Source organism: Thauera phenolivorans (assembly GCF_001696715.1).
In the GTDB taxonomy this organism is placed as follows: Bacteria; Pseudomonadota; Gammaproteobacteria; order Burkholderiales; family Rhodocyclaceae; genus Thauera; species Thauera phenolivorans.
This window is the reverse complement of the sequence record NZ_MBFM01000002.1, coordinates 179756-204511: the sequence shown is the minus strand read 5'-3', so window position 1 is coordinate 204511 and position 24756 is coordinate 179756. Positions and strand designations below refer to the sequence as shown.

Below are 24756 nucleotides of genomic sequence, written 5' to 3'. Positions count from 1 at the left end.
CCGTATGCAAGCCATACCGCTGCGTATGGATGGATTGTGTTCTGCGACAGTTCGAGTGTCAATTCCGAGCTGCGATGAGATAATCGAAGCAGCCGGCGCCCCGCCGGCCCTGCTGAAAACGACCTGAAGAGGAGCGCTGCACAGTGAAAATCCTTGTTCCCGTCAAGCGCGTGGTTGATTACAACGTGAAGGTCCGCGTGAAGGCGGACGGCAGCGGTGTGGATATCGCCAACGTGAAGATGAGCATGAACCCGTTCGACGAGATCGGGGTGGAAGAGGCGGTTCGGCTGAAGGAGGCCGCCGTGGCGACCGAGGTGGTCGCGGTGAGCTGCGGACTGGCGGCCAGCCAGGAGACGCTGCGCGCGGCGATGGCGATGGGCGCGGACCGCGGCATCCTGGTCGAGACCGATGCCGAGCTGCAGCCGCTGGCGGTGGCCAAGCTGCTCAAGGCGGTGTGCGACAAGGAGCAGCCGCAGCTGGTGATCTGCGGCAAGCAGGCGATCGACGACGACGCCAACCAGACCGGCCAGATGCTGGCTGCGCTGGCGGGCTGGCCGCAGGCGACCTTCGCCTCCAAGGTGTCGATCGCCGACGGCAAGGCCTCGGTCATGCGCGAGATCGACGGCGGCGTGGAGACGCTGTCGGTGACGCTGCCGGCGGTGGTGACCACCGACCTGCGCCTGAACGAGCCGCGCTACGCGACCCTGCCGAACATCATGAAGGCCAAGAAGAAGCCGCTCGAGACGGTCAAGCCGGCCGACCTCGGGGTCGATGTCGCGCCGCGCCTGGCCACGCTCAAGGTGAGCGAGCCGGCGCAGCGCAAGGCGGGCGAGATGGTGGCGGACGTGGCCCAACTGGTCGACAAGCTCAAGAACGTTGCAAAGGTGATCTGACATGGCGATTCTGGTTATTGCTGAACACGACAATCAGTCGCTCAAGGCGGCCACCCTCAACACGGTCGGCGCGGCCGCGCAGCTCGGTGGCGAGGTCCATGTGCTGGTGGCCGGCGCCGGTTGCGGCGCGGTCGGCGAGGCGGCGACGAAGATCGCCGGCGTGGCCAAGGTGCTGGTGTGCGATGCGCCGCACTACGAGGCGCAGGGCGCGGAGAACGTGGCCGAGCTGGTGAAGGGCCTGGCGGGCGGCTACAGCCACATCCTGGCCGCAGCCACCCCCGCGGGCAAGAACATGGCGCCGCGCGTGGCGGCGCTGCTCGACGTGGCGCAGATCTCGGAGATCGTCGCGGTCGAGGCGCCCGACACCTTCGTGCGCCCGATCTACGCGGGCAACGCGCTCGCCACGGTCAAGAGCGCGGACGCGGTGAAGGTGATCACCGTGCGCACCACCGCCTTCGAGGCGGCGGGCGAGGGCGGCGCGGCCGCGGTCGAGAGCGTGCCGGCGGCGGCCGATCTCGGGCTGTCGGCGCTGGTCAGCCGCGAGCTGGTCAAGAGCGAGCGCCCGGAGCTGGGCGCGGCCAAGGTGATCGTCGCCGGCGGTCGCGGCCTGGGCAGCGCGGAGAACTTCCACGGCCTGCTCGAGCCGCTCGCCGACAAGCTCGGCGCGGCGATCGGCGCGAGCCGCGCGGCGGTCGATGCGGGCTACTGCCCGAACGACTACCAGGTCGGCCAGACCGGCAAGGTCGTCGCCCCGCAGCTGTACATCGCGGTGGGCGTGTCGGGCGCGATCCAGCACCTGGCGGGCATGAAGGATTCGAAGGTGATCGTGGCGATCAACAAGGATCCGGAAGCACCGATCTTCCAGGTGGCCGACTACGGCCTGGTCGGCGACCTGTTCCAGGTCGTGCCGGAACTGACAGCCGCGATCTGATCCGGAAAGGCACCGGCAGGACCGCATGAATCTGACCGCTTCGCTTTTTTCCTTCGCGTGGCATGGCTTCATGATGGTCGCCGCCGGCGTCATTCTGTACCGAGCGCTTCGACGCGCGCCCTGGTCGCGACTGTCCGACCAGGGCCTGCTTCACGCGGCGCTCGCTGGTGCGGTCGTGCTGACCCTGATGTGGAGCATGAAGGCCGGGGTGAAACCCGGCCTCAACCTGCATCTCCTCGGTGCGATGGCTGCCACCCTGATCTACGGAGCGCGTCTTGCGATGCTGGTGATGGCGCTCGCACTTACCGGCATAACGCTCAACGGCGCAATCGAATGGTCCGCCTGGCCGGTCAATTTCGTGTTGATGGTCGCCGGACCGGTGGGATTCGCCTCGGCGCTGCAACGCGTCGTGGAGCGCGTGCTGCCGCCGCATTTCTTCATCTTCGTTTTCGTGATGAGCTTTGCCGGGGCGGCGCTGACCGTGATGGCGCAGGGGGCGCTCGCCTCGCTGGCCCTGTTGCTGGCCGGCGCCTACAGCGCGGAGTTCCTCAGTACCGATTACCTGCCGTATTTCCTGCTGCTCGGCTTCGCGGAAGCGTGGCTCAGCGGTGCGGTAGTCACCCTTCTCGTGGTCTACCGCCCCGGACTGGTCGCTGCCTTCGATGACAAGCGCTACCTGTCGAACAAATGAAACCTTGCGAGCGGGAATTTCTCTCGCGCGCGCCTGCTGACAAACCTGGAGTTCCAGCACAATGAGCAACTACTCTGCACCGATTCGTGACATGCAATTCGTCATGCGCGAGCTCGCCAGCCTCGACGAAGTCGCGGCCCTGCCGGGCAACGAGGAAGTCTCGGTCGACCTCGTCGACGCCATCCTGGAAGAGGCGGACAAGTTCGCCAGTGGTGTGCTCGCTCCGCTCAACTGGATCGGCGACCAGGAAGGCGCGAAGTGGGTCGATGGTGATGTCAAGACCGTGCCCGGCTGGAAGGACGCCTACACCCAGTTCTCCGAGTCCGGCTGGGCCGCGCTCGCAGCCGAGCCCGAGTTCGGCGGCCAGGGCCTGCCCTCGCTGATCGGCACCGCGGTCACTGAAATGTGGAACTCGGCCAACGTCTCCTTCACCCTCTGCCCGATGCTGACCAATGGCGCGATCGAAGCGCTGCTGCTCACCGGCAGCGACGAGCAGAAGGCGATGTACCTGCCCAAGATGGTGTCGGGCGAATGGACGGGCACCATGAACCTGACCGAGCCCAACGCCGGCTCCGACCTCGCCGCGGTGCGCAGCAAGGCCGAGCCGCAGGGTGACGGCACCTACAAGATCTTCGGCCAGAAGATCTTCATCACCTACGGCGACCACGACCTCACCGAGAACATCATCCACCTCGTGCTCGCCCGCCTGCCGGACGCGCCCGAAGGCGTGAAGGGCATCTCGCTGTTCGTCGTGCCGAAATTCATGGTCAACGCCGACGGCAGCCTCGGCGCACGCAACGACGTGCAGTGCGTGTCCATCGAACACAAGCTCGGCATCCATGGCAGCCCGACCGCGGTGCTCGCCTTCGGCGACAACGGCGGTGCGATCGGCACCCTGGTCGGCGAGCCGAACCGCGGCCTCGAGTACATGTTCATCATGATGAACGAGGCGCGCTTCGCGGTCGGTCTGGAAGGCCTGGCGCTGTCCGAGAGTGCCTACCAGCTCGCCCGCCAGTACGCCAAGGACCGCATTCAGGGCACCGAGGCCGGCGTGCGCGGTGGCCCGAAGGTCGCGATCATCAAGCACGCCGACGTGCGCCGCATGCTGATGTGGATGCGCAGCCACACCGAGGCGATGCGCGCGATCGCCTTCGTGGTCGCCGCCGCCAGCGACAAGGCTCACCGTCACGCCGACGAATCCGTGCGGGCGAAGAGCCAGGCCTTCGTCGACCTGATGATTCCGGTGGTCAAGGGCTGGTTCACCGAGACCTCGGTGGACATCGCCTCGACTGGCGTGCAGGTGCACGGCGGCATGGGCTACATCGAGGAGACCGGTGCGGCGCAGTACTTCCGCGACGCCCGCATCACCCCGATCTACGAGGGCACGACCGCGATCCAGGCCAACGACCTGATCGGCCGCAAGGTCGCGCGCGACAATGGCGAAGTCATCGGCCTGGTGCTGGACGAGATGCGCGCGGTTGGGGATCAGCTGGCCGCCACCGAGGGCGAGGCCTTCGCCGCGATCCGCAAGTCGCTCGCCGCGGGCGTGGTCGCCGTCGAGGAAGCGGTCGCCTTCATCCTCGCCACCTACAAGGCGGACATCAAGGCGGCCTCGGTCGGCTCCGTGCCCTTCCTCAAGCTGCTCGGCATCGTCGCCGGTGGCTGGCAGATGGCGCGCGCCGCGCTCGTCGCCCAGGAGAAGCTCGCTGCGGGTGACGGCGATGCCGATTTCTATCGTGCGAAGATCATCACCGCCCGCTTCTACGCGGACCACGTGATGTCGCAGGCGGGCGGGCTGTCCTACACGGTCGTCAATGGCGCCGCTGGCGCACTCGAAATGCCTGAAGATCTGTTCTGAGCGCATGCCGCCCGCCCTGGAAGGGGGGCGGCATGAAAAGGAATGGCCGGCGGAATCCCCGTCGGCCATTCTTTTTTGAGCCTGCGCGTGCGGCGCGGCGCGCCGCACGGAGCCGAGGGCTTACTGCACCTTGGCCTTGTTACGCAGTTCCATCATGTGCTGCTCGATCTTCTGCTGCTGCAGGCGCTGCTGCAGCTGCGGCTTGACCTCGTCAAACGCGGGCGCCTTGAGGTCGCGTACGTCCTCCAGCAGGATGACGTGGTAGCCGAAGTCGCTCTTGACCGGGGTCGTGGTGAACTTGCCCTTCTGGAGGGCCACCATCGCCTCGGAGAACGGCTTCACGAAGGAATTCGGGTTGGCCCAGCCGAGGTCGCCGCCACGCTCCTTCGAGCCCGGATCGCGGGAATCCTTGGCGAGGTCCTCGATCTTGGTCCCGCCCTTCAGCTTGGCAATGGCGGCCTTTGCCTCGTCCTCGGTCTCGAGCAGCAGATGACGGGCCTTGTATTCCTTGTCGCCAAGGCGGCCCTTGATCGTCTCGTATTCGGCCTTCAGCTCGGCGTCGCTGACCGGGTTCGCCTTCACGTAGTCCTGCAGATAGGCGCGGATCAGGATCGCCTGACGGGCCATGTCCATCTGCGCCTGCACGTCGCCCTTCTTGTCGAGGCCCTTGCGGCTCGCTTCCTGACTCAGCACTTCGCGGCGGATCAGCTCCTCGCGTACCGCGTCCTTCAGCTGGGCGCTGTCGGTCGCGCCCTGAGCTTTCTGTTCCGCGATCATCGCGTCGGCGCGGGAGGCGGGAATGGCGACGCCATTGACGGTGGCGACCGACTGGGCGGCAGCCGGCAGGCTCAGGAAGGCCGCAAGGACGGCGACGGCGAGACGGTTCTGGAACGGTTTCATCTGGATTCCTTCTGGGGTGGTTTTACTTGCCGGCCTCGGAGGCCGAAACGGCACGGATGGCGAGCGCGTGGATTTCCTTCTTCATCATGTCGCCGACCGCCTCGTAGACGAGTCGATGACGGGCGACCGTGTTCCTGCCCTCGAACGCGGCCGAGACGATGTACAGGCGGTAATGCCCGCCGCCGTCGCGCGCACCGGCATGCCCCGCGTGCAGGGCGCTGTCGTCCTGGATGTCGATCTCGAGCGGGGAGAGCGCCGTCAGGCGTTCGCGAAGACGTTCGGGCACGCTCACGGCAAGACCTTCTTGAATGGGCGGACGGTGGTACGGGCGAACACGCCCTGCTTGACGTAGGGATCTTCTGCCAGCCAGCGCTCGGCGCTGGCCTGGTCGGCGAACTCGGCCACTACCAGGCTGCCGACGAAGCCCGCCGCGCCGGGGTCGGGAGCGTCGATCGCCGGCATCGGGCCGGCTGCGAGCAAGCGTCCTTCGTCGCGCAAGGCCTCGAGACGGGCGAGATGGGCGGGGCGCGAAGCCATGCGAGCCTCGAGGCTGCCGGGCGCGTCCTCACCGATCAGGGCGTAGAACATCAGTGTGCTTCCTCCTCGATATAACGCGAAAGGTAGAACCCCTGGCCGAGCACGAAGGCGAACATCAGCCCCATGCCGCCGAAGAGCTTGAAGTTCACCCAGGCCTCCTCGCTGAAGTTGTAGGCGACGTAGAGGTTCAGCACCCCCATCAGCGCGAAGAACAGGATCCAGGCCAGGTTCAGTCGTCCCCAGACGGCATCGGGGAGGCGGATCTGCACCTCCATCATGCGCCGGATCAGATTGCGGCGGAAAACCAGTGCGGACACGCCGAGCACCGTGGCAAACAGCCAATAGAGCGCGGTCGGCTTCCACTTGATGAACGTCGGGTTGTGGAAGAAGAGGGTCGCACCGCCGAAGACGACGATGATCCCGAGGCTGACCCACAACATCGTGTCCACCTTGCGGTGGCGCGTCCATACGATGGCGATCTGAGCAACGGTGGCGAGGATCGCCACTGCAGTGGCGAGCAGGATCGGCGCCTGGCTTACCGCGATGCCGTCGCCAAGCCAGCGTGCGGCGAGCTCATGCGAAGCTTCTGGACTGGCACCGGCGAACTTGTAGGCACCGAAGAACAGGATGACGGGGAGGAGATCGAAAAGGAATTTCATATTGCGGAATTATAGCGACTGCCCGTCGTGCGGGGGATCCGCGCGATTGCGCATGTGATCGGCGAGCCCGGCAAAGGCCGCCACTAGCCGGGCACGGAGGGCAGGGTCGGCGACCTGTTCTTCGATCGCCTGACGCATGCACAGCATCCACTGGTCGCGCTCGGCGCTGCCGATCGCGAACGGCAGGTGGCGCGCCCGCAGGAAGGGCGGCCCGTAGCGCTGCACGTACAGGTCAGGCCCGCCGAACCAGCCGGACAGGAACAGGAACAGCTTCTCGGCCGAGCCGCCGAGCTCCTCGGCGTGCATCTTGCGAACATCCCACGCCTCCGGCAGTTCGTCCATCAGCTGGTAGAAGCGATCGACCAGCGCGCGCACCGCGGTCTCGCCGCCGAGCAGCTGGTAGGGGGTCGGTGGGGCGTTCTTCTGGGTCTGCATTGCGTTCATTTGTCATCGCCCCGGTCGAGGGCGTCGCGCATTCTAGCGCGTCCCGACGCGCTCGCCCGTGAGGGAAGCCGCAGGATGGCGCGGAGCCCGCCGCCCTCGCGCGGCAGCAGGTCGAGGCGACCCTGGTGGCTGCGCATGACGCGCTCCACGATCGCCAGGCCCAGCCCCGCGCCCTTGGTATTACTGCGTGCGACCTCGAGACGGGAAAAAGGTTGGCGCAGTCGCTCCACTTCTTCCTCCGGGATGCCCGGCCCACGGTCCGCGACTTCGATGCAGACCTCGTGTCCCTCGGGATAGACGCTCACCTGCAGGGGGCCGTCCGGCGCGCCGTAGCGCAGGGCATTGTCGATCAGGTTCGCGAGCGCGCGCCGCAAGGGCAGCGCGCGGGCGGGGACGCGCAAGGTGTCGGGCACCTCGGTGTCGATCGCGACCCCACGCAGGCGGTAGGGCTCGGTCATCTCGCGCACCAGTGCCGCGAGATCCACCTGCTGCACCGGCTCCTGCGGTTCGCCACGACCGTAGTCGAGGAACTGGCCGATGATGCGGTTCATCTCGTCGATGTCGGTCACCATCGCGGTGACCTCGTCTTCCGGCGCGCCCGACATCTCGACGCCGAGCCGCAGGCGGGCGAGCGGCGTGCGCAGGTCGTGCGAGACGCCGGCGAGGATCAGCGCGCGATCCGCCTCGGTGCGCGCGATGTCGCCGGCCATCCGGTTAAAGGCACGGGTCACGAGGGCGATCTCCTGCGGGCCGGTCTCGGTGAGCTGCGGCGGCGTCCGCCCGCTGCCGACCTGGCGCGCGGCCTTGGCGAGATGGCGCAGCGGGGAACTGATGCGGGACACGATGAAATAGGCGCCCAGCAGCGCCACCAGCATCGCTGCCGAGCCCCACGTGAGCCATTCGAGCGCCTCGATGCGCTCGAAGCGCTCGGGCGCGAGCATGACCCAGTATTCGTCCTCGTCGTCCTGGTCGAGCCGGAAGCTCACCCAGAAGGCGTCGAGCGACTTCCAGCGCGAGGCGAAGCGGGTATGCTCGCCGAGCTGGGCGCGGACCTCGGCGATCAGCAGGCGGATCGGTCGCGTGTCGGGCAGCGGCAGGATCTCGTCGGTCGGCTCGGCGGGGTAGATGCGAATGCCTTCCTGCGCGGCGAGCTCGATCAGGAGATCGGTGCGACGCTCCGCGTCGGCATTGATCAGTGCGGTGCGCGTCAGATTCACCACGCTGACGATGATCTGCGACACGTCACGCGCGCGCGCCGGTTCCTCGAAGTAACGGAAGATCTGCGACCAGGCGCCGAGCGCGAGCACGAAGAGCAGCGCGATCATCAGGAAGGTCTGCCACAGCAGGCTGCGGGGCAGCCATCCGGTGAGCACGCGCGACGCGAGCGAGGAAGCGCTCACTCTTCGACGGCTTCGGCGGCTTCGGCAGCCTTGGCGTCGTCGGGCACGAATACATAACCGAAGCCCCACACCGTCTGGATATAGCGCGGCTTGGAGGGGTCGTCCTCGACCAGCTTGCGCAGGCGGGATACCTGCACGTCGATCGCCCGGTCGAACACGCCGTATTCGCGGCCGCGCGCGAGCTCCATCAGCTTGTCGCGCGACAGCGGCTGGCGCGGATGCTGCAGCAGCACCTTGAGCAGCGAGAACTCGCCGGTGGTGAGCTGGATCTCCTCTCCGTCGCGGACCAGGGCGCGGGTGCCCAGGTTGACCTCGACGCGGCCGAAGCTCACGACTTCGTCTTCCGCGGTGGGTGCGCCCGGCAGGGTCTGGGGTTGGCGACGCATCACCGCCTGAATGCGCGCGACCAGCTCACGCGGATTGAAGGGCTTGGCGAGATAATCGTCCGCACCCATCTCGAGGCCGACGATGCGATCGACGTCGTCTCCCTTGGCGGTGAGCATGATGATCGGGATGGCATCCTCCGCCGCCCGCAGGCGCCGGCAGATGCTCAGCCCGTCCTCGCCGGGGAGCATGAGATCGAGCACGATGAGGTCGAAGTGCTCCCGATGAAGGGCGCGATCCATCTGCGGCGAGTCGCCGACCGCCTTCACCGAGAAACCCTGCTCTTGCAGGTAACGGGACAACAGGTCGCGCAGGCGCGCGTCGTCGTCCACCACCAGTACGCGGTATCGATTCTTTCCGTTCATGGCGGCATCGTATCTTCGCTTCGAGCCGCGTGCCAGCATCTCGAGCAAGGCAGGCGAAGCAGCCCGGTAACGCTTCGTAAGGGCCTCGAAGCCGGGCAACATCGCCTTACAAAGCCGCGCCGCGGCGGGGTCGCGATCCCTGACCTGAAAGGGGTTTTGGCGTAAGGTCTGCCTCATCCCCGAAAGTCAGGAAGGATCTTGCCCCTCCTCCAGAGATCGATGAAGTCAATGCCCTCCCAGACCCCACATGCGGAAGCGCGGCCGTTTGCCGCGTCCTTCCGCTGCGGCGTCTTCTCGCTCGCGATCACGGCCATGCTGCATGGCGGCAGCGCCCATGCCGAGTCGCCAGGTGAGGCCGTCACGGAGGGGGCGCGACAGTCCCAGCGCTTCGAATGGCGCAGGATGCTTACCGTGGATCCGGACGAGGAACGACGCGAAGCGGTCCGGCGCAGGCTGAGCGAGGAGGAGCGTGACCGGCTGCGTCGCGACATACGCGATGCCGCGCGTGACGGTTATCCGAAGGCACCGCAGCGCAGGAGCAGGAACGACAAGGGCAGGAAATCGCGCTGAGACCGGCGCCGCCCGCCCCTTGCCGGAATCCGCTGCCGAGCCGTTAGAATGGCGGCACCATGAATCTGCTAGCGATCGAAACCTCCTGCGAGCACGGCAGTATCGCGCTGCGATGCGGCGACAGCCTGCTCGAGCGTGCCATCGAAGGCAACGCCGCGCATTCCGAACAAGTCCTCCCGCTGATCCGCGTTCTGCTTGCCGAAGCCGGCCTTGCGGTCGGCCAGCTCGACGCGGTGGCATTCGGCAGCGGCCCGGGCGCTTTCACCGGGCTGCGCCTGGCCTGCGGCCTCGCCCAGGGTCTGGCGCTCGGCGCCGGTATCGGAGTGGCGCCGGTCGTGAGCCTCGAGGCACTTGCGCTGCAGGAGGAGGGCGACCGTATCCTCGTCGCCACCGACGCCAGGATGGGCGAGATCTACCATGCGGCCTACCTCCGCTCGTCGAACGGCGGCATCCATGGCGCTCCCTTGCGGACGGTCGCTGCGCCCGGCTGCTGCAAGCCAGACGATTTCGCCGCTCCCGCTGGCCACTGGGCGGGCATCGGTGCCGCGTTCGGTGTGTATGAGGACCAGCTCGCGAGCCATCTCGGTCCGCGCCTGCTGAGCGCGCGCGCGCAGGCGGCGCCGCGTGCGCGGGAGGTGGCGGCGCTCGGCGCGTTGGTCCTGGCGCGCGGCGAACTGCTCGCCCCCGAACTCGCCGCGCCGCTCTACGTGCGCGACAAGGTCGCGTTCACCACCGTCGAGCGCCGCGCACGCGGCGGCAAGGCTTGAGCGTCGTGCGGCAACTCGATTTCGTTCCGATGCAGGAGAGCGACCTCGACTGGGTCGTCGCGCGCGAGGCCGAACTGCACGCCCGCCCCTGGACGCGGGGCAATTTCGCCGACGCGCTCGAGAGTGGCAACGAAGCCTGGATCCTGAGGCGAAACGAGTGCCCGGTCGGCTACGCGGTCGTGCTGCCAGTGCTCGATGAAGCCCATTTGCTGACCATCGGGGTGGCGCCCTCCGAACAGGGCAGGGGCTTGGGCCACGCGCTGCTCGCACAGCTGATCGCGGCGGCGAGGGCGCGCGGCGCGTGCAGTTTTTTTCTCGAGGTCAGGCCCTCGAACGCGGCGGCGCTCGCACTCTATCGCAGCGCCGGGTTCGAGGCGGCGGGTCGACGCCGCGGCTATTACCCGGCCGCCGGGAATGGTGAGCGGGAGGATGCGATCGTCATGAGGCTGCGGCTGTGAGCGCGCAGCGTGGATCGGTCCTGCGCGAGATGGGGCTGGCCCCGCTCTGGCGGCTTCGCGATGGCGGGACGGAGGACGTTTCCGAGCCAGCCGCGACGAGCGGCGTCGCGCCCTCGGCCGCGATGCCCCGCCCACCCAGGCTCGAAGCCAGCGCATCACGCGCGTCGACGCCGCCGATCGTCGCTCCTGCGGCGCCGTCTGCCAGTAGACCCGCCACACAGCTACGCCAGGGCCGGGAAGAAGCCGCCGCGGCGAGACCGGCGGCCCCGTTGTCGGATGCCCGGCAAGCCGAGAATCCGGATATGCGGGCGCGGCGCATCGCGACGCTCGATTGGGACGCGCTCGAAGCCGACATCCACGCCTGCCGGCAGTGCGTGCTCGGCAGCGGACGCACCCAGGCGGTGCCCGGGGTCGGCGACCGTGAGGCGCGCTGGATGCTGGTCGGCGAAGGGCCGGGCAAGGAGGAGGACCGCAAGGGCGAACCCTTCGTCGGCCAGGCGGGCCGCCTGCTCGACAACATGCTCGGCTCGATCGGTCTGCGTCGCGGCGAGGATGTCTATATCGCGAATACGGTCAAGTGCCGTCCGCCGCACAACCGCACGCCGGAGGCGGCGGAGATCGGCGCCTGCCTGCCTTATCTCGAGCGCCAGATCGAACTGGTCCGCCCGCAGATCCTGATCGCGCTCGGACGGCCCGCGGCTCAGGCCCTGCTAGGGCGCGAGATCCGCATCGCGGCCGCGCGTGGCCAGCGTTTCGCCTACCGTGGCATTTCGCTGGTGGTGACCTACCATCCCGCCTATCTGCTGCGCAATCCGCAGGACAAGGCGAGGGCGTGGGAAGATCTCTGCTTCGCGCGCCGGCTGATGGCCGCCGGGGACTGACCCCGGCGTCAGTGGGTGCGATCGTCGAGCAGGGCGACGGCGTCGAAACGGCGCTGGTTCAGCGCGTGGTGCCGCTTGACCAGGATCATCGTGCCGGCGACGAAGGCACCGAACATCAGGATCACCGCATTGATCGACAGCCCGGCCATGATCAGCAGCGCATAGAGGCCGGTCATCACCAGGATCGACAGGTTCTCGTTGAAGTTCTGAACCGCGATCGAGTGGCCCGCCCCCATCAGGATATGGCCACGGTGCTGCAGCAAGGCGTTCATCGGCACCACGAAAAACCCGGCCAGCGCGCCCACCACCACCATCAGGCACATCGCGATCATGGTGTCGGTGATGCCGACCATCATCATCACCGCCAGACCCATCGCTATGCCGAGCGGGATCACCTGCACCGACCTGCGCAGGCTGATCATGCGGGCGGCGAGGATCGCACCCGCGGCCACCCCCACCGCCACCACCCCCTGCAGCATGGAGGCCTGTGACAACCCGAGACCGAGGTTGTGCTCCGCCCAGCGGATGACGATGAACTGGAGGGTGGCGCCGGCGCCCCAGAACAAGGTGGTCACCGCGAGCGAGATCTGCCCCAGCTTGTCGCGCCACAGAAGCTTGAGGCAGTGATTGAAGTCGTGGACAAGGTAGAGCGGATTCTTCTTCAGCGGCTTGTGATCCACGCCGGTGTCGGGAATGAACAGGTTGAAGCCGGCCGCCAGCAGGTAGAGCAGGCCGACGATCAGTGCCGCGGCGGCGAAGGCGGTGTCGACCAGCGGCAGATCGAGGCGCATCAGCCAGGCCGAGACGTCGTCTCGGATCAGCACGCCGCCCATCACGGTACCGAGAATGATCGCGCCAACGGTCAGCCCCTCGATCCAGCCGTTGGCCAACACCAGCAGACGGTGCGGCAGGTATTCGGTGAGGATGCCGTACTTGGCGGGAGAGTAGGCCGCCGCGCCGAGCCCGATGACCGCGTAGGCGAAAAGCGGATGGGTACCGAAGAACAGCATGCTGCAGCCGCCGATCTTGATCGTATTGCTGATCAGCATCACCCGCGCCTTCGGCATCGAGTCCGCGAAGGCGCCGACGAAGGCGGCGAGACCCACGTACGAAAGGGTGAAGAACAACTTGAGCAGCGGTTCCTGCGCCTCCGGCGCCGCCATGTCCCGCAGCAGCGCAATCGCGACGATCAGCAGCGCGTTGTCGGCCAGCGCCGAACAGAACTGCGCTGCCATGATGATGTAGAAGCCGAGCGGCATCGTGCGGGAAGGTCGCGTCGCGGTTGCAGGTGCGCGGTTTATATCACGAAGCCGGAGGCGCGGTGATGACCCGCCGCAGCAATAGCGCGCGCGCTTGCGGAAGCGGCCCCGCTTTTGTGATCTAATGAGGAATATAAACCCTTCTTATCATAACCATGGCAGATCGCAGGCTTCAGGTATTCCACGCAGTGGCCAAGCACGGCTCCTTCACCCGGGCTGCGGAACACCTTTTCATGACCCAGCCGGCGGTGACCTTCCAGATCAAGCAGCTGGAAGAGCAGTACAACACCCGCCTGCTCGATCGCGGCCACGGTCGCATTTCGCTCACGCCCGCCGGCCAGATCGTTCTCGCCTACGCCGAGCGCATCCTCGACCTGTCCGAGGAGCTCGACTCGCGTGTCGCCGAACTCACCGACGAACTGGCGGGACCGCTCAACATCGGCACCAGCACGACGCTGTCGGCCTACTGGCTTCCGCTCCTGCTGGCCGGTTTCAAGCGCCTCTATCCACGCGTGATTCCGCGCGTGTGGGTGGCCAATTCGCAGACCACAGAAGACCGCGTCGCCGCCCGCGAGCTCGACATCGGCCTGGTCGAAATCGTCAGCGACCAGCCCACGATCGAGCGGCGTAACGCGACCCGCGACGAGCTGATGGTGATCTGCCATCCGCAACATCCGCTCGCCAGCTACGAGCGCCTCAAGGCGACCGACCTGCTCGGCCATCCCTTCATCCATCGTGAGAACGGCAACGCGATCCGCGACCTCGCCGACGATTTCCTCGAAGCCGGCGGGGTTCCCTCCGCCGACATGACCATCTGCGCCGAGCTCGGCGGCCTCAATGCGGTCAAGCACTTCGCCGCCGAGGGGCTGGGCTTCGGCATCGCCTCGTACGCTGCGATCCGAGACGAGCGCAAGGCGGGCACGCTCGCCGCGATTCCGCTCGATCCGCCGCTCTACACCCCGTTCGAACTGATCATCCCGCGCGACAAGTTCCGCTCGCGCCTGGTCACCACCTTCGCCGACTACGCCTGCGAGGAACTCGCACGCATGGCTGAAGCGCTGCGCGCCGAGGCGTGATGGCGAAGGCGAAGTCCGCCTTCGTCTGCAGCGAGTGCGGCGGACAGGTTCCGCGCTGGCAGGGCCAGTGCCCGCATTGCCAGGCCTGGAACACGCTGACCGAGACCGTGGTCGAGGCCGGCGGTGGCGCCGGCAGCCGCTTCGCTGCGCTCGCCGGCGAGACCAGCCGGCTTCAGCCGCTGTCCGCGCTGCAGCCGCGCGAGGAGCCGCGCCAGCCGACCGGCATCGACGAGTTCGACCGCGTGCTCGGCGGCGGTCTGGTGCCGGGCGGCGTGGTGCTGATCGGCGGCGACCCCGGCATCGGCAAGTCCACCCTCCTGTTGCAGGCGCTCGCCCAGCTCTCCAACACGCTGCCGGTGGTCTACGTCAGCGGCGAGGAGTCCGGCGAGCAGGTTGCATTGCGCGCGCATCGGCTGCAGCTGCCCGAGTCGCGCCTGCAGATGCTCGCAGAGATCAACCTCGAGCGCATCCTCGGTACCCTGCGCGGCGCGAGGCCGCGGGTCGCGGTGATCGATTCGATCCAGACGGTGTACTCCGAAGCGCTGCAGTCGGCACCCGGCTCGGTCGCCCAGGTGCGCGAATGCGCCGCCCAGCTCACCCGCTTCGCCAAGCAGAGCGGCACCAGCCTGATCCTCGTCGGCCACGTGACCAAGGACGGCACGCTGGCCGGGCCGCGGGTGCTCGAGCACATCGTCGACACCGTGCTCTATTTCGAGGGTGACACCCACTCGAGCTTCCGCCTCGTCCGCGCCTTCAAGAACCGCTTCGGCGCGGTCAATGAACTCGGGGTCTTCGCGATGACCGAGCGCGGGCTACGGGGTGTCTCCAATCCTTCCGCGATCTTTCTCTCCCAGCACGGCCAGCAGGTCGCCGGCAGCTGCGTGCTGGTGACGCAGGAGGGCACGCGCCCGCTCCTCGTCGAGGTGCAGGCGCTGGTCGATGCCGCCCACGCACCGAATCCGCGCCGTCTGTCGGTAGGCCTCGAGCAGAACCGGCTGGCGATGCTGCTCGCGGTGCTGCACCGTCATGCCGGCATCGTCTGCGCTGACCAGGACGTGTTCGTCAATGCGGTCGGCGGGGTCAAGATCGCCGAACCGGCGGCCGACCTGGCGATCCTGTTCGCGATCGTGTCCTCGCTGCGCGACCGCCCGCTCAGGCGGGGCCTCGCAGTGTTCGGCGAGGTGGGCCTGGCGGGCGAAATCCGTCCCGCGCCGCGCGGACAGGAGCGCCTGCGCGAGGCGGCCAAGCTCGGCTTCGACACCGCGATCATTCCCAAGGCGAACGCGCCCCGACAGCCGATCGAGGGTATGCGCGTGATTGCGGTCGACCGCATCGAGGACGCGATCGCGCGCGCGCGCGAGCTCGACGACTGAAGACCGACCGGCACCGCCGGCAGTGCGTGCTATCCTTTTTTGCACCAATCTATCGGATCGCCGCCGCTCCCGGCCGCGCGGCGCGCAGCGCGAGGTGACTAGCCCGATGTCCCGCACAGACCCGCACGCACAGGCGACGCCCACGACCGACCGTCGCGCCGGGCGGGGCGACACTGAAGCTGCCGAGGCGCTGCTCGCACGCTGGCTCCAGGACCGGGGAGCGCGCTGCGCGCTCTTTCTCGATGTCGATGGCAGCCTGCTGGACATCGCGGCGACGCCCGATGCGGTCGTCGTCCCGGTCACGCTTCGGACGGCACTGCGCAAGCTGCATGACGAACTCGACGGCGCACTCGCGCTCGTCAGCGGCCGCTCGATCGAGGACCTGGATCGCCTGTTCCATCCCCTGGCGCTGCCGGCCGCCGGCGCCCATGGTGTGGAGTGGCGGCAGTGGGAGGGCGGCGAGCTGCGGCGTGAGCCGCTGCCGCGGTTTCCCGACTCGCTTCGAGCGGAAATGCACACCCTTGCCGCGGCCGGCGGAGGCCTGCTGCTCGAGGACAAGGGCGCCAGCGTGGCCCTGCACTACCGCGCCGCACCCGCGCTCGGCGAGGCGCTCGGTCGAGCTTTGACCCGCCTGCTCGCCGCCCCTGGCCACGACGGCTTCCGGCTGCTGCCCGGCAAGATGGTGTACGAAGTGGTCGGCGCCAGCTGGAACAAGGCAACCGCCATCGCCCGCCTGCTCGCGCAGCCGCCCTTCGCCGGCCGCCGACCGGTGTTCGTCGGCGACGACGTCACCGACGAGCCGGCGATGGCCGCGATGCCGGCACACGGCGGGCTCGGGCTCGCGGTCGGCCGCGAGATGTCCGGCGCGAGCGCGATCTTCGACAATCCGGCGGCGGTGCGCGCCGCGCTCGGGAGGCTGACACCATGACGCAGACGGACAGGCACGGCGGTCTCGAACTCGGACTGATCGGCAACAGCCGGGTGGCTGCGCTGGTCAATCCCCTCGGCAGCCTGGTGTGGTGGTGCTATCCGAACTTCGATGGCGACCCCGTATTCTCGCGCCTCCTCGCCGGAGATGAGGACAAGGGCAGCTTCGACTGCGTGCTCGAAGGCATGGTCAACGCGCGCTCGGACTATCTGCGCAACACCGCGGTGATCCGCACCACGCTCACCGACGGTGCCGGCAATGCGGTCCGCATCACCGACTTCGCGCCGCGTTTCCGGCTCTACGGCCGCAACTTCCAGCCCGCGCAGCTGTGCCGGGTGATCGAGCCGGTGCAGGGGCTGCCACGGATCACCCTGCGCCTGCGCCCCACCCATGGCTATGGCCTGCCGCGGCGGGCAGTCGCAGGTTCGAACCACATCCGCTACCTCGGCGCCGAGGACACGGTGCGCCTCACCACCAATGCGCCGCTGTCCTACCTTTCGCGCGAGACGCCCTTCGCCCTGACCCGCGCGGTGCATATGGTGATCGGTGTCGACGAGCCGCTCGAGGGCGCGACCGACGCGGTGGTGGCGGATTTCCTCAAGCGCACCACGGACTACTGGCACGACTGGGTGCGCACGCTCGCGGTTCCCTTCGAGTGGCAGGAGGTATGCATCCGCGCAGCGATCACCCTCAAGCTCTCGAGCTTCGAGGAAACCGGCGCGATCGTGGCGGCCGTCACCACCTCGATCCCCGAAGCGCCTGGCTCCGGTCGCAACTGGGATTACCGCTACTGCTGGCTGCGCGACGCCTACTTCGTGATCCAGGCCCTCAATCGGCTCGGGGCCACGCGCACCATGGAGCGTTACGTCGAGTTCATCGCCACGGTGGCCTCGGGCGGGGCCGACCTCAAGCCGCTCTATGGCATCGTGCCCGACCTCGATCTCACCGAACGCATCGAGCCCAACCTCGCGGGCTTTCGCGGCGACGGTCCGGTGCGGGTGGGCAACCAGGCGGCCGAGCAAGTACAGCACGACGTCTATGGCTCGGTGATCCTCGCGGTGGCGCAGACCTTCTTCGACGAGCGTCTGCAGGTGCCGGGCGATGCCGGCATGTTCCGCCGCCTCGAGCCGCTCGCAGAACGCGCGGCGCGACTCGCCTTCGAACCCGACGCCGGTATCTGGGAGTACCGCGGCCGGCAGCGGCTGCATACGCATTCCGCGTTGCTGTGCTGGGTGGCCTGCCATCGCATGGGGCTGATCGCGCGCCGGCTCCGTCTCCCCGCGGAGGCGAAGCGCTGGGAGGGGGAGGCACTGCGGCTGCGCGAGCGCATCCTGCGTGAGGCCTGGAGCGAGTGCCGGCAGTGTTTCACCGGCACCTTCGGGCATGACAGCCTCGATGCCAGCGTGCTGCTGATGCACGAGATGGGCCTCGTTGCCGCTGACGATCCACGCTTCATCGCCACCGTGGAAGTGATCGGCCGCGAGCTCGGCAACAACGGCCACCTGATGCGCTATTCTGCACCCGACGATTTCGGCACGCCTGAAACCGCCTTCCTGGTGGTCAAGTTCTGGTACCTCGACGCACTCGCCGCGATCGGCCGGCGCGACGAGGCGCGTGCGCTCTACGACGAATTGGTGGCGCTGCGCAACTGCTATGGCCTGCTGGCCGAGGACGTGCATCCGCAGGACGGCCGGCTGTGGGGCAACATCCCGCAGACCTATTCGATGGCGGGTCTGATCAACACCGCGATGAAGCTGTCGCGCAGCTGGGAGGAGGGGATGTGTCACGAATCGTGGTGATATCGAATCGGGTGTCCCTGCCCGATGAGGCGGGCAACCCGGCGCCGGGCGGACTCGCGGTGGCGGTCGAGGCCGCGATGCGCGGCTACGACGGCGTGTGGTTCGGCTGGAGCGGCAATGTCGCCGAGTCGCCCGGCGATCTCGTGCATATCCAGCGCGGCCACGTCAGCTATGTGCTCACTGACGTCAGGCCGGCGGATTTCGAGGAGTATTACCAGGGCTTCGCCAACGGCGTGCTGTGGCCGATCCTGCATTACCGGCTCGACCTCGCTGACTTCCACGAAGCCGACCTCGACGGCTACCGCCGGGTGAACGATTTCTTCGCCGAGCGCGTGGGGGCGCTGCTCGAACCGGACGACATCATCTGGGTGCACGACTATCATCTGATGCTGCTCGCCCGCGCCCTGCGCGCCCGCGGTCATCACAACCGGATCGGCTTCTTCCTGCACACGCCGATGCCGCCGCCCGACCTCCTCACCGCGCTGCCGCGCCACGAGGAGGTGGTCGGTGCGCTGACCGATTTCGACCTCGTGGGGTTCCAGACCGACAACGACGCCGGCAACTTCGCACGCTACCTGTCGACGGTGATGGGGGCGGCCACCGCCGATGCGCGACGCTATCGGATCGGCGAGCGGGTGTTCCGCATCGGGGTGTTCCCGGTCGGCGTCGATCCCGAGGGCCTGCGTGAGCTGGCTGCGGCAGGGCTGGACTCCGACTTCGCGCGCGAGCTCGTGGCCAGCCTCGAGGGGCGCACACCGATGATCGGCATCGACCGCCTCGACTACTCGAAGGGCATCCTGTGCCGGCTCGACGGCTTCGAGCGCTTTCTCGAGAGATATCCCGAGTGGCACGACCGGACGACCTTCCTCCAGATCGCCCCGCCGAGCCGCTCCGAGATCGCCGAGTACGCCAACATGGACGCCGCGGTCAGCACAAAGGTGGGCCACATCAACGGCCGCTTCGGGCAGGTGTCCTGGGTGCCGCTGCGCTATGTGAACCGGGGCTACCGCCGCGACGAGATCGCGGTGATGCTGCGCCTGGCGCGGGTCGCGCTCGTCACCCCGCTGCGCGACGGCATGAACCTGGTGGCCAAGGAGTTTGTCGCCGCCCAGGACCCGGACGATCCCGGCGTGCTCGTGCTGTCGCGCTTCGCCGGCGCGGCGGCCGAACTCGATGCCGCGGTGCTGATCAACCCGCACGACCGCGACAGCCTCGCCGATGCCATCGACGTCGCGCTCGGCATGCCGCTCGAGGAGCGGCGCGCGCGCCACCGCGAGCTGTTCGCGGTGCTAGAGGCCAACCACATCAAGGACTGGGGTCGCCACTTCATTTCTGCCCTGACCCGTCCCGGGCGCAGCCTGGATCAGGTGCTTGGTCGCTGGCGCGACGCCGAACGGCTGAAGCGGCGTCCACCGCACTGAACGCGGGAGTCTGGCCGCAGGAAGCGGGCGCCTGCGGCGGAACGGCTAGAATGACGCATCGAACGGCCCAATCCACCGGAGAACAACGAATGGCCTCACCCCAGGAAAGCGTCAGCATGGCGCTGTTCTGCGACTTCGAGAACGTCGCCCTCGGCGTGCGGGACGCCAACTACGAGAAGTTCGACATCAAGCGCGTGCTCGAGCGCCTCCTGCTCAAGGGCAGCATCGTGGTCAAGAAGGCCTACTGCGACTGGGAGCGCTACAAGGGCTTCAAGGCGGTCATGCACGAGGCCAACTTCGAACTCATCGAGATCCCGCACGTGCGCCAGTCGGGCAAGAACTCGGCCGACATCCGGCTCGTGGTCGACGCGCTCGACCTGTGCTACACCAAATCCCATGTCAATACCTTCGTCATCATCAGCGGCGACTCCGATTTCTCGCCGCTGGTCTCCAAGCTGCGCGAGAACGCCAAGCAGGTGATCGGCGTCGGGGTCAAGCAATCGACCTCCGACCTGCTGATCGCAAATTGCGACGAGTTCATCTTCTACGACGATCTGGTGCGGGAGGATCAACGCAAGTCGAAGCGCGCCCAGCGCGATGCCCAGCCCCAGGCGCGCCGCTCGCCCGACGAGGAGACGCAGCGCCGGGACGAACTCGAGGCGCGGCGCACGAAGGCGGTCGAGATCGCAGTGGAGACCTTCGAGGCCTTGCTCGAGGAGCGCGGTGACAGCGGCAAGATCTGGTCCTCGGTGCTCAAGGAAGCGATCAAGCGCCGCAAGCCCGACTTCAACGAGTCCTACTTCGGCTTTCGCGCCTTCGGCAACCTGCTCGAAGAGGCCCAGTCGCGCGGCCTGCTGGCGATCGCCCGCGACGAAAAATCCAACACCTACGTCTATCGCAGTCGCGAAACCTTGCCGGCCGGTGGCGGCGAATCCGACGATTTCGAGTCCGACGCCGAAGTCGCAGCCGGCTCCGGCACGCCAGCGCAGGCCTCCGGGCCCGCACCGGGCGCGGAGGCGGACAAGCCCACCAAGGCGCGCGGACGGCGCAAGGGCGGGCGCAAGGATGAGGCCGGCAAGAAGGAGCGCGCACGGGAGGGTGGCGCGGGCCAGGAGGAGTCGGGCACGGACGCAACGAGGGCCGGCGGCGAGGGCAGGGCGGACGAAGGCAGGGCGGCACCCGCAGAAACCCCCGCGCCTGCCGCCGCCCCCCCGCGCGCGGAGGCGCCCGCGCCGGAGGTGCCGGCCACGCAAACCGCAACGGCGGCGGAACGCGAGCCGCCGCCGAGTGCCGCCGAGCGCGCCCCTGCGGTGGACGACGCAGCTGCGGCCGAAGTGCCGGCGGCGAGCGACAAGCCGGCACGCAAACGGACCCCGCGCAAGAAGAAGGTCGAGGGCGAAGCCGCAGGCGCACTGGCGAGCGCCGCCGGCCAGCCTGCCGAAGTCGAGAAGCTCGAAACGCGACCGTCGCAGCGTGCGCGCGCAGCTGTGGAGCAGGACTCGGCGCCGGACGCGATGGTCGAGGCGCAGCAGACGACCGAATCGCCCGAGGCAGAGTCGGGCGCGGCAAAGCCTGCGCGCAAAAGCACAGCGCGCGCACGCCGGCCGCGCAACAAGGAGGCGGCCGACGACACCGGCAAGCCGGCCAAGGACGACTGAAGCGCGGCCACCGCCCGTCCCGCGCGCGAGGAGGATGTGGCATGTGCGGACGCTATGCGCTCTACGGCCCGAGTTCGCGCCTGCGCGAGCAGTTCGACGCCGAGATCGAACACTTCGAGCTCGCGCCGCGCTACAACGCGGCGCCGATGCAGTGGCTGCCCGTACTGCGCCAGCGTGCGGGCGGCGATCGGGTGATCCACCTGCTGCGCTGGGGCCTGGTGCCCGCCTGGGCGAAGGACGAGGCGATCGCCACCCGACTGATCAACGCACGCGCCGAAAGCGTCGCCGACAAGCCGGCCTTCCGCGCGGCGTGGCGACGGCGTCGCTGCATCGTCCCCGCCAACGGCTTCTACGAGTGGAAGACGATCGCCGGCGGCAAGCAGCCCTACTACATCCACGCGGCGAATGACGAACTGTTCGCCCTCGCCGGCCTCTGGGAACGCTGGACGCGGCCCGACGACGGCGAGAGCGTCGACACCTTCACCATCCTCACCACCGAGGCCGAGGGGCCGATGCGCGAGCTGCACCAGCGGATGCCGGTGATCCTGACCGCGCCGGCCTGCGCGCGCTGGCTCGACCGCGCGGCGCCGGAGCCCGACTTGCGTGCGCTGCTCACGGCCGCGCCGCCGGCGCTTGCGATGCACCCCGTGTCGAAGGCGGTGGGCAAGGTATCGAACGAGGGCGAGTCGCTGATCCGCCCGCTGGCGGCGGAATGAACGGGCGGTCGGCGCCTGCCGGGGTCGCACCGGCTTTCGCTTCATGGGCAGGGGCCGCTATGCTGGACCACGGACGCCCGCACTGCGGTCGCACACCCATCGCACCGGCTATGGCGGTCCTTGCCCGCCGATCGGTCGCCACCGCTACTTCCACAAGATCTACGTCCTCGACCGCCTCCTGCCCGACCTGCACCGTCCGGACAAGGACAAGCTGCTGCGTGCGATTGACGGCCACGTGCTCGCTCACGCCGAACTGGTCGGCACCTACCGCAAGACGGCCTGAGCGCTGGCGGGCACGTCCGTCCGCGTATGAGAGAATCCGGCCTCGATTTTCGCGAGGCCCACATGAGCACCGTCCAGCACACCGTCACCCATCTCGTCGTTCACCGGCTGCACAAGGCGGCCGACACGCCCGCCCGGGTCGACCTGCGCGAGGCCGAATGCGCGCCCGACGCCGCCGCGGTGCGCCTCGTCGAACGCCTGAACGCTCATTACGCGAGCCGCACCGGCAAGGGCTTCGGCCGCTTCGAGGAAGACGAGGAGCGCTTTCCGCTGGCGCGATGGCTGCGCGAATGGCGGCTCGAGCGCGCGACCGATTTCCTCGAACTCTCGCGCCGCATCGCCGCGCAGGTGGGGGCGATTGCCGACGAGGAGGAACTCGAGGAGGGCGGTTTCATCATGCTCGCCCTGGTGCGCGAGGGGCCAACCGACTGCCTGTGGCTGACGGTGATCGGCGAGACGGTCGGCACCGCGGTGAGCGGCGGCCTCGATCTGCTCGACTGCCCCCACCTCGACCTCGCGGCGCTGCGCGGCGCCGGACGGATCGACCTCGAGGGCTGGCAGCGCGGCGAGGACCGCTACCTCGGCTTCCTGCGCGGACGCGGCAGCAGCGGCGCCTGGTTCAAGCGCCTGCTCGGCTGCAGCGACGTCATCGTCGCCCTGCAGGAAACCAAGAAACTGGTGCAGACCCTCGGTCGCTTCGTCGACGAGCAGCAGCTCGAGCCGGCGGCGCGCGATGCCATGCTCGAGCGCGCCCACACCCATCTCGATGCGCTCGGCGAGAGCGGTACGCCGGTGGTGTTCGAGGAGCTCGCGCGCGAGGTCTGCCCCGATCAGCCAGCGCCGCTCCACGCCTTGCTCAAGGCCGAGGAGACCCGCATCGCCAGCGGCTTCGTGCCCAACCGTCGCGCGATCCGGCCGCTGGTGCGCTTCAGCGCGAGCGCCGAGCAGTGGAAGCTCGAGTTCGATCGCAGCGGCCTGCATTCGGGCGCGGTGCACTACGACCCGGCGACCGACAGGCTGGTGCTGTCGGGCGTGCCCGACTACCTCAAGCGCATGCTCGCCGAGGAGGACTAGGCGGGCACGCGCCTTCGGCGCTCAGTGGCCGAAGCTGTCGGCGTCGAGCATTTCCGGGTCGGGACGATCGAGGCCGTCGAGCGCGGCCATCTGCTCGGCGCTGAGGGCGAAGTCGAAGATGTCGAGGTTCTGCGCCTGGCGCGCCGGGTCGGCCGACTTGGGGCAGGTGACGAAGCCCTGCTGTACCTGCCAGCGCAGCAGCACCTGGGCCGGAGTCCGGCCGTGGGCCTCGGCGATCGCGGTCACCGCCGGGTCGCTCAGCATCGCGTTGCCGCAGCCGAGCGGACGCCAGGACTCGGTGACGATGCCCTTCTCCTTGTGGAGGGCGACGAGCTCGTCGCGGCGATGATAGGGGTCGAGCTGGATCTGGTTCACCGCCGGCACCAGGCCGAGGTCGAACAGGCGCTGGAGGTGGGCGGGCTTGAAGTTGGACGTGCCGATCGCGCGCACAACGCCCGCGTCGAGCAGTCTCACCAGACCCTGGTAGGCCTCGACGTAGCGGTCCTGGTCGGGGTTGGGCCAGTGCACCAGTAGGAGATCGATGTAGTCGAGGCCGAGCCGCTCGAGGCTGGCCTCGCAGGCCTGGCGGGCGCCGTCGACGCTGTGCCACTTGCGGTTGAACTTGGTGGTGACGAAGATCTGCTCGCGGGCGACGCCGGAATTGCGGACGCCCTCGCCGACGCCGCGCTCGTTCTCGTAGTTCTCGGCGGTGTCGATCAGGCGATAGCCGATGCGGATCGCCTGGGCGACGGCGGCCGCCGCCTCGGCGTCGTTCATCGGCCAGGTGCCGAGGCCGAGCTGGGGCATCTCGACGCCGTTGGCGAGGGTGAGGGTGGGCGCGGGGTTCACGGTTTTCGTCATGGCGGAAATCTCGGGATTTGAATTGAGGTGCACAGGTTGCCACATTCCGCCGCCGGCCGACACAACCCTCGGACCGCATTCTCACTCGCCGAGGAGAACACGGGCGGGCAGCATCGCGATCCCCGCATCGTCGAGCGCGGCAATCGCGCCGTCGGGGTCGTCGAAGCGGAACAACAGCACCACCCGGCCGTCCCGGCGCAGGTAGAACGCGTACATGTACTCGATGTCCTTGCCCGCCGCCGTCAGCACCTCGAGCGCGCGCACCAGCCCGCCGGGCGCGTCGTCGACGTCGATCGCCACCATGTCGTTGCGCTTCACCACCCAGCCGGCCCGCTCGAGCAACTCGCGGGCGCGGGCCCAGTCCTTGAGGACGAGGCGCAGGATGCCGAACTGTGCGGTGTCGGCGAGGCTGAGGCCCGCCAGGTTGAGGCCCGCCTCGGCGAGCAGCTGCAGCGGGGGCAGCAGGCTGCCGGGCCGGTTCTCGAGGAAGACGGAGAGCTGGGGAATCTTCATGGCGGACACCGTGTGATGGACGCGTGGCTGCGGTTCAGTCATGGCGACGGTCGATCAG

27 protein-coding genes are annotated in these 24756 nt (G+C 68.3%); 17 read left to right on the top strand and 10 right to left on the bottom strand.

What is annotated here, in order from left to right:
- The first annotated feature begins 143 nt into the window (after positions 1-143).
- The 4 genes from BB334_RS04480 to BB334_RS04465 all read left to right on the top strand — a co-directional run bounded on the left by BB334_RS04480 (position 144) and on the right by BB334_RS04465 (position 4373).
- Positions 144-893, top strand: a complete 750-nt coding sequence (locus BB334_RS04480) for an electron transfer flavoprotein subunit beta/FixA family protein (RefSeq protein ID WP_068804891.1) — start codon at positions 144-146, stop codon at positions 891-893.
- Position 894: 1 nt separating this feature from the next.
- A complete protein-coding gene (locus BB334_RS04475; protein WP_068804888.1) occupies positions 895-1824 on the top strand; it encodes an electron transfer flavoprotein subunit alpha/FixB family protein in 930 nt (309 codons plus the stop codon).
- Positions 1825-1849: 25 nt separating this feature from the next.
- Positions 1850-2515, top strand: a complete 666-nt coding sequence (locus tag BB334_RS04470; RefSeq protein WP_068804885.1) for an energy-coupling factor ABC transporter permease — start codon at positions 1850-1852, stop codon at positions 2513-2515.
- A 61-nt stretch (positions 2516-2576) separates the two neighbouring features.
- Positions 2577-4373 (top strand): acyl-CoA dehydrogenase C-terminal domain-containing protein, encoded by a 1797-nt coding sequence (locus BB334_RS04465; protein ID WP_068804881.1) that lies wholly within the window; start codon positions 2577-2579, stop codon positions 4371-4373.
- A gap of 120 nt (positions 4374-4493) precedes the next feature.
- Here BB334_RS04465 and BB334_RS04460 read toward each other — a convergent pair whose 3' ends face one another.
- The 7 genes from BB334_RS04460 to ompR are packed head-to-tail and all read right to left on the bottom strand — an operon-like array spanning position 4494 to position 9062.
- Positions 4494-5273: a peptidylprolyl isomerase gene (locus BB334_RS04460; RefSeq protein ID WP_068804878.1), complete on the bottom strand. Its 780-nt coding sequence runs from the start codon at positions 5271-5273 to the stop codon at positions 4494-4496.
- A gap of 22 nt (positions 5274-5295) precedes the next feature.
- Positions 5296-5565: a BolA family protein gene (locus BB334_RS04455; protein ID WP_068804875.1), complete on the bottom strand. Its 270-nt coding sequence runs from the start codon at positions 5563-5565 to the stop codon at positions 5296-5298.
- Positions 5562-5861 carry a YciI family protein gene (locus BB334_RS04450; protein ID WP_068804872.1) on the bottom strand — a complete coding sequence of 100 codons (300 nt, stop codon included), beginning with the start codon at positions 5859-5861 and terminating at the stop codon, positions 5562-5564. The genes BB334_RS04455 and BB334_RS04450 overlap by 4 nt, the downstream gene beginning before the upstream one ends.
- Entirely contained in the window at positions 5861-6469 is a 609-nt protein-coding gene (locus BB334_RS04445) for a septation protein A (protein ID WP_068804869.1), read from the bottom strand. The genes BB334_RS04450 and BB334_RS04445 overlap by 1 nt, the downstream gene beginning before the upstream one ends.
- 9 nt (positions 6470-6478) lie before the next feature.
- Positions 6479-6913, bottom strand: a complete 435-nt coding sequence (locus BB334_RS04440) for a group II truncated hemoglobin (RefSeq protein ID WP_408646416.1) — start codon at positions 6911-6913, stop codon at positions 6479-6481.
- Positions 6910-8313, bottom strand: a complete 1404-nt coding sequence (locus tag BB334_RS04435; protein ID WP_408646415.1) for an ATP-binding protein — start codon at positions 8311-8313, stop codon at positions 6910-6912. The genes BB334_RS04440 and BB334_RS04435 overlap by 4 nt, the downstream gene beginning before the upstream one ends.
- Positions 8310-9062, bottom strand: a complete 753-nt coding sequence (ompR, locus tag BB334_RS04430) for an osmolarity response regulator transcription factor OmpR (RefSeq protein ID WP_068804862.1) — start codon at positions 9060-9062, stop codon at positions 8310-8312. Before ompR ends, BB334_RS04435 begins: the two co-directional genes overlap by 4 nt.
- A gap of 228 nt (positions 9063-9290) precedes the next feature.
- On the opposite strand from ompR, the gene BB334_RS04425 reads away from it, so the two are divergent.
- Genes BB334_RS04425 through BB334_RS04410 form a run of 4 tightly spaced genes read left to right on the top strand, consistent with a single transcriptional unit; the run spans position 9291 to position 11738 of the window.
- Positions 9291-9632, top strand: coding sequence for a hypothetical protein (locus tag BB334_RS04425; RefSeq protein WP_158014349.1), 342 nt, complete (start codon positions 9291-9293; stop codon positions 9630-9632).
- A gap of 59 nt (positions 9633-9691) precedes the next feature.
- Positions 9692-10399 (top strand): tRNA (adenosine(37)-N6)-threonylcarbamoyltransferase complex dimerization subunit type 1 TsaB, encoded by a 708-nt coding sequence (tsaB, locus tag BB334_RS04420; RefSeq protein WP_068804854.1) that lies wholly within the window; start codon positions 9692-9694, stop codon positions 10397-10399.
- A gap of 29 nt (positions 10400-10428) precedes the next feature.
- On the top strand, positions 10429-10857 hold the full coding sequence (gene rimI / locus BB334_RS04415; protein ID WP_068806108.1) for a ribosomal protein S18-alanine N-acetyltransferase: 429 nt from the start codon (positions 10429-10431) through the stop codon (positions 10855-10857).
- 29 nt (positions 10858-10886) lie between these two features.
- Complete coding sequence (locus tag BB334_RS04410; RefSeq protein ID WP_068806111.1) at positions 10887-11738, top strand: uracil-DNA glycosylase; 852 nt, start codon at positions 10887-10889, stop codon at positions 11736-11738.
- 8 nt (positions 11739-11746) lie between these two features.
- Here BB334_RS04410 and lplT read toward each other — a convergent pair whose 3' ends face one another.
- Positions 11747-12997: a lysophospholipid transporter LplT gene (gene lplT / locus BB334_RS04405; protein WP_068804851.1), complete on the bottom strand. Its 1251-nt coding sequence runs from the start codon at positions 12995-12997 to the stop codon at positions 11747-11749.
- Between the two features lie 155 nt (positions 12998-13152).
- On the opposite strand from lplT, the gene BB334_RS04400 reads away from it, so the two are divergent.
- The 9 genes from BB334_RS04400 to BB334_RS04360 all read left to right on the top strand — a co-directional run bounded on the left by BB334_RS04400 (position 13153) and on the right by BB334_RS04360 (position 23324).
- Positions 13153-14073: a LysR family transcriptional regulator gene (locus tag BB334_RS04400; protein ID WP_083200285.1), complete on the top strand. Its 921-nt coding sequence runs from the start codon at positions 13153-13155 to the stop codon at positions 14071-14073.
- The gene (radA, locus tag BB334_RS04395; protein WP_068804845.1) at positions 14073-15446 is read left to right on the top strand and encodes a DNA repair protein RadA; all 1374 of its coding nucleotides are present in this window, start codon (positions 14073-14075) and stop codon (positions 15444-15446) included. Before BB334_RS04400 ends, radA begins: the two co-directional genes overlap by 1 nt.
- 106 nt (positions 15447-15552) lie before the next feature.
- A complete protein-coding gene (gene otsB, locus BB334_RS04390) occupies positions 15553-16374 on the top strand; it encodes a trehalose-phosphatase (protein ID WP_083200284.1) in 822 nt (273 codons plus the stop codon).
- The gene (locus tag BB334_RS04385; protein ID WP_068804842.1) at positions 16371-18173 is read left to right on the top strand and encodes a glycoside hydrolase family 15 protein; all 1803 of its coding nucleotides are present in this window, start codon (positions 16371-16373) and stop codon (positions 18171-18173) included. Before otsB ends, BB334_RS04385 begins: the two co-directional genes overlap by 4 nt.
- 11 nt (positions 18174-18184) lie before the next feature.
- Positions 18185-19594, top strand: coding sequence for an alpha,alpha-trehalose-phosphate synthase (UDP-forming) (locus tag BB334_RS04380; protein WP_198531176.1), 1410 nt, complete (start codon positions 18185-18187; stop codon positions 19592-19594).
- Between the two features lie 89 nt (positions 19595-19683).
- The gene (locus BB334_RS04375; RefSeq protein WP_068804835.1) at positions 19684-21252 is read left to right on the top strand and encodes an NYN domain-containing protein; all 1569 of its coding nucleotides are present in this window, start codon (positions 19684-19686) and stop codon (positions 21250-21252) included.
- Between the two features lie 41 nt (positions 21253-21293).
- Positions 21294-21968 (top strand): SOS response-associated peptidase, encoded by a 675-nt coding sequence (locus tag BB334_RS04370; RefSeq protein WP_068804832.1) that lies wholly within the window; start codon positions 21294-21296, stop codon positions 21966-21968.
- A gap of 43 nt (positions 21969-22011) precedes the next feature.
- Positions 22012-22251 carry a YbhB/YbcL family Raf kinase inhibitor-like protein gene (locus BB334_RS04365; RefSeq protein ID WP_083200283.1) on the top strand — a complete coding sequence of 80 codons (240 nt, stop codon included), beginning with the start codon at positions 22012-22014 and terminating at the stop codon, positions 22249-22251.
- Positions 22252-22313: 62 nt separating this feature from the next.
- Positions 22314-23324, top strand: coding sequence for a nucleoid-associated protein (locus tag BB334_RS04360; protein ID WP_068804829.1), 1011 nt, complete (start codon positions 22314-22316; stop codon positions 23322-23324).
- A 21-nt stretch (positions 23325-23345) separates the two neighbouring features.
- Here the strand turns inward: BB334_RS04360 and BB334_RS04355 are convergent, their stop codons facing one another.
- Both BB334_RS04355 and BB334_RS04350 read right to left on the bottom strand, forming a co-directional pair.
- Entirely contained in the window at positions 23346-24185 is an 840-nt protein-coding gene (locus BB334_RS04355; RefSeq protein WP_068804826.1) for an aldo/keto reductase, read from the bottom strand.
- Between the two features lie 81 nt (positions 24186-24266).
- A complete protein-coding gene (locus tag BB334_RS04350) occupies positions 24267-24698 on the bottom strand; it encodes an amino acid-binding protein (RefSeq protein ID WP_068804823.1) in 432 nt (143 codons plus the stop codon).
- Positions 24699-24756 lie beyond the last annotated feature (58 nt).

Bases quoted from the DNA above. Each gene is read 5' to 3' on its own strand.
- BB334_RS04425 (WP_158014349.1), top strand. From the start codon at position 9,291: ATGCCCTCCCAGACCCCACATGCGGAAGCGCGGCCGTTTGCCGCGTCC.
- ompR (WP_068804862.1), bottom strand. From the start codon at position 9,062: ATGAACGGAAAGAATCGATACCGCGTACTGGTGGTGGACGACGACGCG.
- BB334_RS04355 (WP_068804826.1), bottom strand. From the start codon at position 24,185: ATGACGAAAACCGTGAACCCCGCGCCCACCCTCACCCTCGCCAACGGC.
- BB334_RS04440 (WP_408646416.1), bottom strand. From the start codon at position 6,913: ATGAACGCAATGCAGACCCAGAAGAACGCCCCACCGACCCCCTACCAG.
- tsaB (WP_068804854.1), top strand. From the start codon at position 9,692: ATGAATCTGCTAGCGATCGAAACCTCCTGCGAGCACGGCAGTATCGCG.
- BB334_RS04400 (WP_083200285.1), top strand. From the start codon at position 13,153: ATGGCAGATCGCAGGCTTCAGGTATTCCACGCAGTGGCCAAGCACGGC.
- BB334_RS04410 (WP_068806111.1), top strand. From the start codon at position 10,887: ATGGGGCTGGCCCCGCTCTGGCGGCTTCGCGATGGCGGGACGGAGGAC.
- BB334_RS04385 (WP_068804842.1), top strand. From the start codon at position 16,371: ATGACGCAGACGGACAGGCACGGCGGTCTCGAACTCGGACTGATCGGC.
- BB334_RS04445 (WP_068804869.1), bottom strand. From the start codon at position 6,469: ATGAAATTCCTTTTCGATCTCCTCCCCGTCATCCTGTTCTTCGGTGCC.
- BB334_RS04470 (WP_068804885.1), top strand. From the start codon at position 1,850: ATGAATCTGACCGCTTCGCTTTTTTCCTTCGCGTGGCATGGCTTCATG.
- otsB (WP_083200284.1), top strand. From the start codon at position 15,553: ATGTCCCGCACAGACCCGCACGCACAGGCGACGCCCACGACCGACCGT.
- BB334_RS04450 (WP_068804872.1), bottom strand. From the start codon at position 5,861: ATGTTCTACGCCCTGATCGGTGAGGACGCGCCCGGCAGCCTCGAGGCT.
- BB334_RS04375 (WP_068804835.1), top strand. From the start codon at position 19,684: ATGGCCTCACCCCAGGAAAGCGTCAGCATGGCGCTGTTCTGCGACTTC.
- BB334_RS04365 (WP_083200283.1), top strand. From the start codon at position 22,012: ATGGGCAGGGGCCGCTATGCTGGACCACGGACGCCCGCACTGCGGTCG.
- lplT (WP_068804851.1), bottom strand. From the start codon at position 12,997: ATGCCGCTCGGCTTCTACATCATCATGGCAGCGCAGTTCTGTTCGGCG.
- radA (WP_068804845.1), top strand. From the start codon at position 14,073: ATGGCGAAGGCGAAGTCCGCCTTCGTCTGCAGCGAGTGCGGCGGACAG.
- BB334_RS04465 (WP_068804881.1), top strand. From the start codon at position 2,577: ATGAGCAACTACTCTGCACCGATTCGTGACATGCAATTCGTCATGCGC.
- BB334_RS04360 (WP_068804829.1), top strand. From the start codon at position 22,314: ATGAGCACCGTCCAGCACACCGTCACCCATCTCGTCGTTCACCGGCTG.
- BB334_RS04475 (WP_068804888.1), top strand. From the start codon at position 895: ATGGCGATTCTGGTTATTGCTGAACACGACAATCAGTCGCTCAAGGCG.
- BB334_RS04350 (WP_068804823.1), bottom strand. From the start codon at position 24,698: ATGAAGATTCCCCAGCTCTCCGTCTTCCTCGAGAACCGGCCCGGCAGC.
- BB334_RS04460 (WP_068804878.1), bottom strand. From the start codon at position 5,273: ATGAAACCGTTCCAGAACCGTCTCGCCGTCGCCGTCCTTGCGGCCTTC.
- BB334_RS04370 (WP_068804832.1), top strand. From the start codon at position 21,294: ATGTGCGGACGCTATGCGCTCTACGGCCCGAGTTCGCGCCTGCGCGAG.
- rimI (WP_068806108.1), top strand. From the start codon at position 10,429: ATGCAGGAGAGCGACCTCGACTGGGTCGTCGCGCGCGAGGCCGAACTG.